The following is an 11,827-nucleotide window of genomic DNA, read 5'->3' as shown; positions in this document are numbered from 1 at the left end:
CTCAGGTTGGAAGCTGTCAGAGGAGAGAAGGACGATTACCTTCACCGACGGTTTTAAGGCTGGCAGCTTCAAAATGTGGGGGACTCGTGACTTGCATTTCTACCAGTTAAAGCAGATTAAACGGGTGAGAGTGGTCCGTCGCGCTGATGGATACTACGTTCAGTTCTGTATCGACCAAGAAAGGTTGGAGGAACGAGAACCCACTGGAACAGTTATTGGCTTAGATGTCGGATTAAATCATTTCTACACTGACTCAGACGGTCAGACCGTGGAAAATCCCAGACACCTAAGAAGGTCTGAGAAAGCTCTCAAGCGTCTCCAACGTCGATTGGCTAAGACTCAGAAAGGGTCTAAGAATCGACAGAAAGCTAGAAATCGATTCGCGAGAAAGCACCTCAAGGTAAGTCGGCAACGTAAAGACTTTGCTGTGAAGACGGCATTGTGCGTCGTCCGGTCTAACGACTTGGTCGCCTATGAAGACTTGAGGGTGCGAAATTTGGTAAAAAACCCTAATCTCGCTAAATCGATCTCCGATGCGGCCTGGTCAACCTTCCGTCAGTGGGTGGAGTATTTTGGCAAGGTGTTTGGGGTGGCAACAGTTGCTGTTCCTCCTCAATACACGAGCCAGAATTGTTCCAACTGCGGGGAGAAGGTTAAGAAATCTCTGTCAACGAGAACCCACCGCTGTCCCCATTGTGGATTTGTTGCTGACAGAGACCATAACGCAGCTATTAACATCCTTGAATTAGGATTAAGTACCGTAGGGCATACGGGAACTCACGCCTCTGGAGATATCGACCTCTGCCTTGGTGGGGAAACTCCTCAAGGTAAGTCGAGTCGCAGAAAGAGGAAACCTCATCAGTAATGGTGGGAATCCCACGCTATATTCTTTGAATTAGCGTGGGAGGATGTCAAGATCGCCATCAATGAAATGGGCAAGACTCTTATGAACGACACCACTCGGGTTAATCCGCATCGTATGGCCAAATCTCCAGGGTTATTGGCGGGGCTGATGACCCTGTCTCTGACGCTACTTCCGGGTTTAGTTCCTGGGGCGATCGCCCTAGAGAGGCTTCCGGCGATCGCCCGCAACACGACTGGGGGAGAGTCGGAGATCCAGATCAGCCGCGATGGCGAGAATACCTATAACTTGGCAGTGACCCTAGAGGCCTCAGCCGAAGAAATTTGGTCTGTGATTGCCGATTATGGCAGTTTCAGCCATTTTTTGCCCAACATCATCTCAAGTGAAATCCTAGAGATTGAAGGGAACCGCCATGTTGTCGAACAAGTCAGTGAGCAACAAGTGTTATTCTTAACCATCAGATCTCGCATACGCACAGAAAACCTAGAAACGGAAAACCAGCGTATTGACTTTCGTCTTTTAGAAGGGGATCTCAATCAACTCGAAGGGTCTTGGATCATTGAAACCACCGAAGATGAACAGACTCTACGCCTAACCCAGACTGTGGCCGTCGCTCCCCCTCCAGGGACTCCTGATCGTGTCTTTCACACGGTATTTCGCCAGTCCCTGACGGACAATTTAGAGGCAATTCGCGATGAAATCCAGCGGCGACAACTGGACTCAACCCCCAACCCCTCCTAACTCGTGTCTCGCTAACCCATCTTGTCGGGTTCTACGTCCGGCCAAGCGTATCTACCGTAACCTTGACCTGCCTGCTGCTGTTTTTCTTCTGCCGCCACTATGACCTCTTCTCCTGACTGGACAGTGGTTCGCAACACCTTTCGTCAAACTTGGGGCTATGCCGATTTCCGTTATCCCCAAGGTGAAGTGGTGCAAACCTTGCTGCAACACCATGACGCACTGGTGGTGTTACCCACCGGAGGCGGAAAATCCATTTGTTTTCAGTTACCGGCGTTATTGCAGCGGGGGGTGACTCTCGTGGTCTCGCCCTTAGTGGCACTGATGGAAAATCAGGTGCAGGCCTTGCGTCAGCGTCGTTTACCGGCGGCGGCCCTTCATAGTGAACTCCCGCGATCGCAGCAACGCACCATCATCAACGCCCTACAAACGCAACAATTGCGCTTGCTGTACCTCTCCCCCGAAACCCTCCTCAGTCCCAAAATCTGGCAGATTCTGCGTCAGCCGACGCTCGGGATTAACGGCTTGATGCTCGATGAAGCTCATTGTTTAGTGCAATGGGGAGACACCTTTCGGCCCGCCTATCGCCGTTTGGGGGCGGTGCGTCCGGCGTTGTTACAAACTCGTCCTCCGGGAACCTCGATTCCCATTGCGGCCTTCACCGCCACCGCCGATCCCACGGCTCAATATACGATCCGGGATGTGTTGCAGTTGCGATCGCCGAAACTGTTTCTCCAAAATCCCTATCGGCCTCACTTAGCCTTATCGGTCATTACCACCTATACCCCTCGCCAACGCAAACAGAAACTGCTTAATTGTCTCAAAGATCACCCCAATCAATCGGGCCTGGTGTATGTCCGGACGCGCAAGGATAGCGAGGAACTGGCCCAACTCCTACAAGATCGGGGGTTTGCGATCGCGGCCTATCACGCTGGACTGAGTCCTGGACAACGGCGGGAGATTGAGCGTCAATGGCTCACGGCTCAGGTTCCGGTGGTGGTCTGTACCTCGGCGTTTGGGATGGGGATTGATAAACCCGATGTCCGTTGGGTGCTACATTTTCATGCACCTTTGTTATTGTCCGAATATGTCCAAGAAATTGGACGAGCGGGACGGGATGGGAAAGCCGCTAAAGCTATCACCCTCGTCAGTGAACCGACGGGATGGCTCGATCCGACGGATAAGCAACGACGACAGTTTTTTGAGCAGCGAGAGCAGTCTCTGCAACATAAAGCCTTTCGCTTAACTCGTCAATTGCCTCGTTCGGGAAGTATCGAGGCGGCGTTGGCGGTGTCTCCTCAGGCGGCCATCGCCCTGTCGTTGCTTCACAGTAGCGGCCAGTTAACTTGGCTCGATCCCTTCCATTACCAAATCCACACCAGCAAACCTCGCCCCAATCCGACCAATCAGCAGGCCATTCAACAGATGCAGGAGTATCTACGCGATCGCCGCTGTCGTTGGCAAGTTATCTTAGAGGCCTTTGGCTTTGGGGGGAGTGCGAAGGCTTGCGGGACCTGCGATCGCTGTCTGAGTCGCACAACCTAACGAATGGGGGAGTCGCAGCTTCAGGGAGGTCTGATACCATGAAACTAGAGGCTGAACGCCCCATCGATGCCTCTGTTGACGTTAAGACTCTAGAAGACTCCATGAGCGATCGCCCTAAAAAAAGGCTGAATTTCCTGCAAATCATCAATATGAGTGTGGGATTTTTCGGCATTCAATTTGGCTGGGCGCTGCAAATGACGAATATGAGTGCCATATTCGAGCATCTCGGCGCACAAGCCGACGAAATCCCCATCCTTTGGTTAGCTGCTCCCCTAACAGGGTTGATTGTGCAACCGATGGTGGGGCATATGAGTGATAATACCTGGGGACCGTTAGGCCGGCGACGGCCCTACTTCCTCTTTGGTGCTATCCTCAGTTCCACGGCCTTGGTCTTTATGCCCCATTCCTCCAGTCTCTGGATGGCGGCGGGGGGGTTATGGATTTTGGACACCTCCAATAATGTCAGTATGGAGCCGTTTCGTGCCTTTGTTGGGGATTTACTCCCCGCTGAACGACGTACTCAAGGCTTTGCAATGCAAAGCTTTTTTATTGGTGCCGGTTCGGTGTTAGCGGCGGCTTTTCCGTGGTTGTTGAATCATCTATTCAACGTCACTAATACCGGCGGCGAACATTCAATTCCGCCGACGATTGAAATCTCTTTTTATGTCGGTGCAGCGGCATTTTTAGGAACCGTTCTTTGGACAGTTTTAAGTACCGAAGAATATCCCCCTGAGGATTTAGAAGCCTTTGAACAGCAAAAAGCTGAACAAGGCGGCTTTGGCAGAGGCGTGGCTGAAATTTGGTCGGCCATTCGGGAGATGCCGGACACCATGCGACAATTGGCTTGGGTTCAGTCGTTTTCTTGGTTGGGAATGTACTGTGTCTTTCTCTACTTTCCTCCGGCAGTCGCTCGCAACATCTTTGGGGCAACCAGCCAAAGTTCTGAACTGTATTCAGAAGGCATTGAATGGGCGGGAATTTGCATTGCGGCTTACAATGCCGTCTGTTTAGTGTTTTCGTTTATTCTACCGAAGTTATCGCGTTTTACGAGTCGCCAGGTCACCCATTGTCTCTGTTTGATTTGTGGCGGTATTGGCTTAATTAGTTTGTGGTTTATTGAAAATCCCTATCTCATTTTGCTGGCGATGGTGGGATTAGGAATTGCCTGGTCTAGTTTGTTGGCGATGCCCTACGCGATTCTCGTGGGGTCGTTACCGGATGAACGGACGGGAGTCTATATGGGTATTTTCAATGCCTTTATTGTCTTACCTGAGATTCTCGCCTCCTTGGGGTTTGGCTGGGTGATGCGATATTGGTTTGATGAAAACCGGATGTTAGCCCTCGTTAGTGGTGGCGTGGCGATGCTGATTGCAGCGTTACTGGTGTTACGGGTTCAGGAGTCTGGGGCGAAAAGCAAGTCCCCAGAAGAAGCTCTGGATTTACCGGCGACCACGAGTGTCGCAGAAGGCTAAAGCCGATTGATGTTAATTGAAAAGGTATAAAGAATGGCAACTGTTCAAGTTAAGAATCTGAACAAAACCTATAATCCGAAGACCATTCCGGTTAAGGATATTAGTTTGACGGTGGAAGACAATGAGTTTCTCACGCTCCTCGGACCATCTGGCTGTGGGAAGTCGACCACGCTACGTTTGATTGCTGGACTCGAAGAACCGACGCGGGGGAGGATTATTATTGGCGATCGCGATGTGACGGGCCTGAAGCCGGGCGATCGCAACATCTCGATGGTGTTCCAAAGTTACGCCCTCTATCCTCACATGACCGTCTATGAAAACATGGCTTCAGCCTTGCGACTGCGCCAGATGGGCGATAGTGAGATTAAGCAACGGGTGAGTGAGGCGTCGCGGTTTCTCGATTTGCGGGAAGATTTGATGAATCGCAAGCCGGGACAGTTGTCTGGGGGACAACGTCAGCGGGTGGCCTTGGGACGAGCCTTGGTGCGTCAACCGGATGTCTTCCTCTTGGATGAACCTCTCAGTAACCTCGATGCGTTGCTACGGGAGCGAGTCCGGGCGGAAATTAAGCAACTGTTTAAGAAACAGAATACCCCAGTGGTCTATGTGACTCACGACCAAGTTGAAGCCATGACCCTCTCGACGAAGGTGGCGGTCTTGTATGAGGGGAATATTCAGCAGTTGGCCCCGCCGAGTGAGTTGTATTCTAAGCCGGCCAACCAGTTTGTGGCCGGGTTTGTGGGGAGTCCGCAGATGAATCTGCTGACGCTGCAATGTGAGGGGAAAATGGCTCGTTTGGGCCAGGGAAAAATCCCCCTTCCCTCGGGGTTAGCGAATCCTCCCCGTCAGGTGGTGTTAGGGGTTCGGCCCGAAGATCTACGCTTGGCGACGGAGGGGGATTCCCTTCGCTTCCCCGGCCAGGTGTTTTTGGTGGAAAATTTGGGAATGCAAAATCTCCTCAGTGTGCGTTTGTCTTCGCCGGAGAATCAGGCTGATGAGACGGAGGTGCGATCGCTCCTCCCGGCGGATGTCGATTGGGGAGGCGATGACATTGAGTTAGCGGCGTCCCCTGAACGCTTACATTGGTTTAATGTCGAATCGGGCGATCGCCTGGTGTAAGGGGTTTGGACGGTCTCCTGGCTAGCCCAAACGGCTGTATAGCCAGGGGATTGACCCCATTCTTCATGCGGATCCCTAACCCAAACCAACATTAAGATTTTCCCGAATCCTTGAGTCTGCGCCACGATTGGCGAGCTGTGGCGGCCAGTTTGCGCTAGAACAGGATTAACTTGGGGTTGTTCAGTCTGTTATAGATTGAATAGATCACTCCAACCATGAACCCGAGTCTGCACAGAGACAAAACTAACAGATGGCGGGGATGGGTTTAGGGACATTCTTGGAAGGTTCGCGAACCTACAATTGACGTCATGAATAATGCTCTGGATCAGAGAAAACTCTGTTTAAAACCACCTAGATTTAAGCTTAGAGGGAAAAATCTTGTCGTTTTTTTGGGACTCACCCTAGCGGGATTTTTAGGCAACTATTTTAGTCTTCCCCTATTTTTTGGCGTTGACTTTTTATTTGGGAGTGTTGCGACCTTATTGATTGCCTATTGTTTTGGAGCTAGATGGGCGACGTTAGCAGCGGTTATTGTCAACCTTTATACGATTATTCTTTGGGGACATCCCTATAGCATGATCATCTTAGATCTTGAGGTTCTTTGGGTTGGACTCGGTTTGCGGCGATCGTCCCTAAATCTTGTTCCACTGACCTGTTTATATTGGCTATCTGTTGGCGCTCCATTGGGCGCACTGATTTATGTTTTTATTCTAAAAATTCCAGCCCAGCTAATTACATTAGTCATCTTAAAATTATTTGTTAATGGTATTTTGAATGCCTTGATTACTAATTTAATTATTGTTAATACCGGGTTATTAGGCGTTTTAGATACAAAATATAAGCGAAATTATCCATTTCGTCAAGCCATTTTTAATGGATTACTCGCTTTTACGATTATTCCGGTACTACTCTTGATTATTGTCGGTAGTCGATTTCAATTTGAAGGCTTACAAAATCAGGCGATCAAAACGGTAGCAGTCTTATCGGAAGAATTCTCAGAAAACCTCAATATTACTCGTGAATATCGTTGGGGAGACTTGAATCTGTTTCAAGCCTTAATTGAAGCAAAACGCAGTCCTTACCCAGTCAATGTTTTTTTACTAAATAATTCAAATGTAGTTAAAAAATATCCAGAAACCGCCGAGATCTTCGACCTTGGCTCGGGTGTTATGGAAAACAAAGGCAATGATGTTTATCATTGGAAACCTGGGGGTTCAATGGCCATTATGGCTCAATGGCAAAACTCCCATTATTATACCATTGTTAATGAAGCCGGCTTACCCTGGCAAATCCTGATTGCCTTGCCCGCTCAGCAGATGGTTCGTCAACTGCAACAGTTTTATATTCGTAATTTAGCCGTTTTACTGGCGATTATGGGAATCAGTGTTTTTTGTGCTAATACTATCAGTTACCGTCTGATTCAGCCGTTAAGACAACTGACTGAGGTGAGTAGTAATCTTCCTGAAAAAGTCAGTAGCGAAGAACCCTGGAAATTACCAGATACCAACATTTTAGAACTGACGTTGCTCTCAATGAACTTTGAGGTGATGGCGAATGCGTTGCGAGATCGGTTTAAGGAAATCAAACAGACTAATGAACAACTCGAACAACGGGTTGTTGAGCGAACCCAACGCTTAGCTGAAATCAATCAAACCTTAGCCGCCGAAATTCAGGAACGACAACGTATTGAAGCAGAAATTCGCAAATCTCAACAACGGCTGGCGTTGATGGTTGAACAAACACCTTTGGCGGTGATGGAATGGAATATGGACTTTGAGGTAGTAAGTTGGAATCCTGCTGCTGAAGAGATTTTTGGCTATCGGGCAGAAGAAGCAATCGGAAATCGGATTGTTGACCTCATTGTGCCACCGGAGTGTGTGGATTATGTTCAGCAGGTGATGGATGATTTAATTGAGCAGAAAGGGGAAACTCTTAGCACCAATGAGAATATCCACAAAGATGGGCGGCGGATTATCTGTCAGTGGTACAACACCCCTCTGATAAATCCAGCGGGAGAGTGTATTGGCATTGCCTCCATGACTCAGGATATCACGGAACAGCAGCGGGCTGAGGCGGAGTTACGGGAGAGTGAACAGCGATTTCGCGATGTATCAGAAGCGGCGGGAGAATATCTTTGGGAGATTGATCTCGATGGCTGTTATACCTATGTGTCGGAGCGGGTTCGGGAGGTGAAAGGCTATGGGGTGAGGGATTTGTTGGGGCGATCGCCGTTTGATATTATGCACAAAGAGGATCGCCCTCGGGTACAACAAATTCTCACACAGGCCACCGCTGAGCAGTCAACCTTTAAACTCGAACATCGCAACGTAACTCCCGACGGCGAAATTGTCTGGGAAGAGGTGAATGGCGTACCTCATTTTGATAATCAAGGCCATCTGGTTGGGTTTCGTGGAGCGGCGTTGGGGATTACCGCTCGTAAACGCTCAGAATTGGAACTGCGTCAGTCGGAGGCTCAGTTACGCCAGAAAGCTGAAGAACTCGAGAAGACGTTACGGGAGTTGCAACAAACCCAAAGTCAGTTGGTGCAAAGTGAGAAGATGTCCAGTTTAGGCCAGTTGGTGGCTGGGGTGGCTCACGAGATTAACAATCCGGTGAACTTCATTTATGGCAATTTAACTCACGCGGAGGAGTATGTGGAGGATTTATTGGCGGTCATTGCCAGTTATCGAGAGCATTATCCCGAACCCGTTGAGCCGGTGCAAGAGGAGTTAGAGGCCTCGGATGTGGAATTTCTCGTTGAAGACTTCCCCCAGTTGCTCAATTCGATGCGAGAGGGGGCCAGACGTATTCGGGAAATTGTCGCCTCGTTGCGGAATTTCTCTCGTTTAGATGAGGCGGAGTCGAAACAGGCGAATCTCCATGAGGGGATTGATAATTCCCTGATGATTTTGCGGAGTCGGTTGAAGGAAACATCTCATCGCCGGGCCATTGAGGTGATTCGTGAATATGGGGAGATTCCTAAGATTGATTGTTATCCGGGCCAGTTGAATCAGGTGTTTCTGAACATTTTAGCCAACGCCATTGATGCCTTGGATGAACGGGATGGCGATCGCAGCCCCGAGGAGATGCGAGAACAGCCGAGTTGTATCTGGATTCGTACTCAACCGCAAGGCGATCGCGTCCTGATTTCTATTCGCGATAATGGCAATGGGATTCCTGATCGCTTGCGAGAGACGATCTTTAATCCCTTTTTTACCACAAAACCCGTGGGCAAAGGCACGGGGTTAGGCTTATCGATTACCTATCAGATTATCGTTGAGCGTCATGCTGGCAAAATTGATTGTTATTCGCGGTTGGGTGAGGGAACTGAGTTTGCGATCGAGATTCCCGTTACTCGCGTGACTTAAGGTTGAGGTGGGAGGTTGGGAGCGAGGTTTGATGGAGGCGGCTGTGTCAGCAAACCCTTACATAAGCCGGCGATCGCCTCGGTTTCGCCCCAGAGTTGGCAAAAAAGCCCCCTCCAACTCCCCCTCAAATGGACAAATTGCCCCATAATAGGACACTGATTGTTTTGTGACGGAGAACGAAAGGTCTATGGGTCGTGCTACCAAAGCCGTACTGGCGTACTCAGGCGGAGTGGATACTTCAGTCTGCATCCCCTACATGAAGAAAGAATGGGGCGTTGAAGAGGTCATCACCCTCGCGGCTGATTTGGGCCAGGGAGATGAACTCGAACCCATCCGCGAAAAAGCCCTCACCTCAGGGGCCAGTGAGTCTCTCGTGGCCAACTTACAAGAGGAATTTATCCGCGATTACGCCTTCCCCGCCATTCGGGCCAATGCTCTCTACGAAAATCGTTATCCCCTGTCTACGGCTCTTGCACGTCCTTTGATTGCGAAGAAACTGGTGGAAGTGGCGGCTGAGTATGGGGCTGATGCGGTGGCTCACGGCTGTACGGGTAAGGGAAACGACCAAGTTCGTTTTGATGTGGCGATCGCCGGCCTCAACCCCGATATCAAGGTTCTCGCCCCCGCTCGCGAATGGGGGATGAGTCGTCAAGAAACCATCGCCTATGGGGAAAAATTCGGCATCCCCTCCCCGGTTAAGAAATCCTCCCCCTATAGTATCGATCGCAACCTCCTCGGTCGCAGTATCGAAGCCGGTCCCCTCGAAGATCCTTGGAATGAACCTATCGAGGAGGAGGTGTTTTTGATGACCGAGGCGATCGCTAAAACCCCCGACGAACCCGAATATGCAGAAATCGGCTTCGAGGAAGGATTCCCCGTCAGCATCAACGGCCAGGCCCTGGCCCCAGTGAAACTCATCGAAACCCTCAACGCCATCACGGGCCGTCATGGCTTTGGGCGTATCGACATGATCGAGAACCGCCTCGTGGGGATTAAATCCCGCGAAATCTACGAAGCCCCCGCCCTCCTGGCCCTAATTTTGGCCCACCGGGACCTCGAAAGTCTGACCCTTCCCAAAGATGTCACCCAGTACAAACGGGGAATTGAAGACACCTACAGCCAACTGGTGTACAACGGCTTATGGTTTAGCCCCCTCAAAGGGGCCTTAGATGCGTTCATCGCCGAGACGCAAAAACGGGTGACGGGAACGGTTCGCATCAAGCTGTTTAAAGGGAACGCCCACATTGTCGGTCGTCAATCGGGTAATAGCCTCTACACCGATGAACTCTCCACCTATGGATCTGACGATAAGTTTGATCACAAAGCCGCTGAAGGGTTTATTTATGTGTGGGGACTTCCCAACCGAGTTTGGTCTCAACAATTACGAGGCTAATTGAACCTGTCCTCCAATCAGCACCAGATGAGTCTCTGAGGTGGATTGTTTCAGGTTAGGGTAGATATTCCCATTAGAGCCTTAAACCCCCTGATTTCGTGGAGAAATCGGGGGGTTTTGATGATGTTTCTACCGCCCAACTGGTGCGTTGTGGCAGCGTTGGGAATCTTCCCGTTCAACCCACAACGAACGGATGATTGCATGGCAACCCTCCAGGATGGGTAGAAGGCCATTACCGCCCTATGGCATAATGACGAATATAACCATGACTCACCGATGACTGCAAAAGACTACTTTCATGACATAGTTAAAATTGCCCTAATTAAAGATGATTGGTCAATTACCCATGACCCGCTTTTTCTGGACTTTGACAATAGCAAGATTCAAGTTGACTTAGCGGGAGAAAAACTGATTGCCGCTGAGCGAGGACTGCAAAAGATTGCTGTTGAAGTCAAAAGCTTTATGAGTCCGTCTCTCGTATATGCCTTTCATTTAGCATTAGGTCAATGTTTAAGTTACCGCCTAGCCTTACGAGACCAAGACCCAGGACGGGACTTGTATCTAGCGATTCCTGATTTTGCCTATCGGGACTTCTTTCGTCGTCCCTTTGCCCAATCTGTCCTGAACGAAGCAAAAATTTCCTTGTTAGTGTTTGACCCCAGCCAAGAGGTAATTGTTCAATGGATAGCCGCCGCCCAAAACTAGACCAATATCGCCAAATTGTTGGAGACCTTCTCCAACGCCACAGCCTAGATAAACCCAGTTTTGGTGATATTGAAGTGTACTATTTTGCCGACCCTGTTCATGACCATTATCAGGTCTTTCACGCCGGGTGGAATCGCTCTGACCGGATATTTGGGCCTCTAATTCATATTGATATCCTCAATGATAAAATTTGGATTCAATATGATGGAACCGAGGTGGGGGTTGCGAATGAATTGGTTGACCGGGGAATCCCCAAGCAGGAAATTGTCATCGCCTATCATCCTCCCGAGTTACGTCCCTATGGGGAGTTTGCGGTGTCGTGAGGAGGGGATAGTCTCTTGTCGGCTCTGTTCCGGCGGCTGACAAGGTTGAACCTTGACCGAGGACTGACAACTCGCCGCAACGCATCACGCGGGAGATTTCAACGAGATTGATGATCGGTAGGATGTGTTCCGGCGGCTGACAAGGTTGAACCTTGACCGAGGACTGACAACTCGCCGCAACGCATCATGTCGCGAGATTTCAACGAGATTGATGATCGGTAGATCAGTAGGATGTGTTCCGGCGGCTGACAAGGTTGAACCTTGACCGAGGACTGACAACTCGCCGCAACGCATCATGTCGC

9 protein-coding genes are annotated in these 11,827 nt (G+C 50.0%); all 9 read left to right on the top strand.

Features of this window, described 5'->3' with window-relative positions:
- Nucleotides 1-865 (top strand): RNA-guided endonuclease InsQ/TnpB family protein (locus tag R6U67_RS06665; RefSeq protein WP_410251814.1); only part of this gene is annotated, 865 nt, incomplete at its 5' end.
- An 81-nt stretch (nucleotides 866-946) separates the two neighbouring features.
- Nucleotides 947-1,603, top strand: coding sequence for an SRPBCC family protein (locus R6U67_RS06660; protein WP_410251813.1), 657 nt, complete (start codon nucleotides 947-949; stop codon nucleotides 1,601-1,603).
- A gap of 99 nt (nucleotides 1,604-1,702) precedes the next feature.
- Entirely contained in the window at nucleotides 1,703-3,145 is a 1,443-nt protein-coding gene (locus R6U67_RS06655) for a RecQ family ATP-dependent DNA helicase (protein WP_410251812.1), read from the top strand.
- Between the two features lie 38 nt (nucleotides 3,146-3,183).
- Entirely contained in the window at nucleotides 3,184-4,617 is a 1,434-nt protein-coding gene (locus tag R6U67_RS06650; protein ID WP_410251811.1) for an MFS transporter, read from the top strand.
- 33 nt (nucleotides 4,618-4,650) lie between these two features.
- Nucleotides 4,651-5,736, top strand: coding sequence for an ABC transporter ATP-binding protein (locus R6U67_RS06645; protein WP_410251810.1), 1,086 nt, complete (start codon nucleotides 4,651-4,653; stop codon nucleotides 5,734-5,736).
- 389 nt (nucleotides 5,737-6,125) lie between these two features.
- Nucleotides 6,126-9,104 (top strand): PAS domain S-box protein, encoded by a 2,979-nt coding sequence (locus R6U67_RS06640; RefSeq protein WP_410251809.1) that lies wholly within the window; start codon nucleotides 6,126-6,128, stop codon nucleotides 9,102-9,104.
- A 187-nt stretch (nucleotides 9,105-9,291) separates the two neighbouring features.
- Nucleotides 9,292-10,497, top strand: coding sequence for an argininosuccinate synthase (locus tag R6U67_RS06635; RefSeq protein ID WP_087709272.1), 1,206 nt, complete (start codon nucleotides 9,292-9,294; stop codon nucleotides 10,495-10,497).
- Nucleotides 10,498-10,773: 276 nt separating this feature from the next.
- Entirely contained in the window at nucleotides 10,774-11,202 is a 429-nt protein-coding gene (locus tag R6U67_RS06630; protein ID WP_087709274.1) for an element excision factor XisH family protein, read from the top strand.
- Nucleotides 11,178-11,525, top strand: coding sequence for a XisI protein (locus R6U67_RS06625; RefSeq protein ID WP_410251808.1), 348 nt, complete (start codon nucleotides 11,178-11,180; stop codon nucleotides 11,523-11,525). Before R6U67_RS06630 ends, R6U67_RS06625 begins: the two co-directional genes overlap by 25 nt.
- Nucleotides 11,526-11,827 lie beyond the last annotated feature (302 nt).

Source organism: Sodalinema sp. (assembly GCF_046483825.1).
GTDB lineage: Bacteria > Cyanobacteriota > Cyanobacteriia > Cyanobacteriales > Geitlerinemataceae > Sodalinema.
This window is presented reverse-complemented; position numbering and strand designations above follow the sequence as displayed.

Coding starts and splice junctions, on each gene's coding strand:
- R6U67_RS06660 (WP_410251813.1), top strand. CDS start 947: ATGAACGACACCACTCGGGTTAATCCGCATCGTATGGCCAAATCTCCA.
- R6U67_RS06655 (WP_410251812.1), top strand. CDS start 1,703: ATGACCTCTTCTCCTGACTGGACAGTGGTTCGCAACACCTTTCGTCAA.
- R6U67_RS06650 (WP_410251811.1), top strand. CDS start 3,184: ATGAAACTAGAGGCTGAACGCCCCATCGATGCCTCTGTTGACGTTAAG.
- R6U67_RS06645 (WP_410251810.1), top strand. CDS start 4,651: ATGGCAACTGTTCAAGTTAAGAATCTGAACAAAACCTATAATCCGAAG.
- R6U67_RS06635 (WP_087709272.1), top strand. CDS start 9,292: ATGGGTCGTGCTACCAAAGCCGTACTGGCGTACTCAGGCGGAGTGGAT.
- R6U67_RS06630 (WP_087709274.1), top strand. CDS start 10,774: ATGACTGCAAAAGACTACTTTCATGACATAGTTAAAATTGCCCTAATT.
- R6U67_RS06625 (WP_410251808.1), top strand. CDS start 11,178: ATGGATAGCCGCCGCCCAAAACTAGACCAATATCGCCAAATTGTTGGA.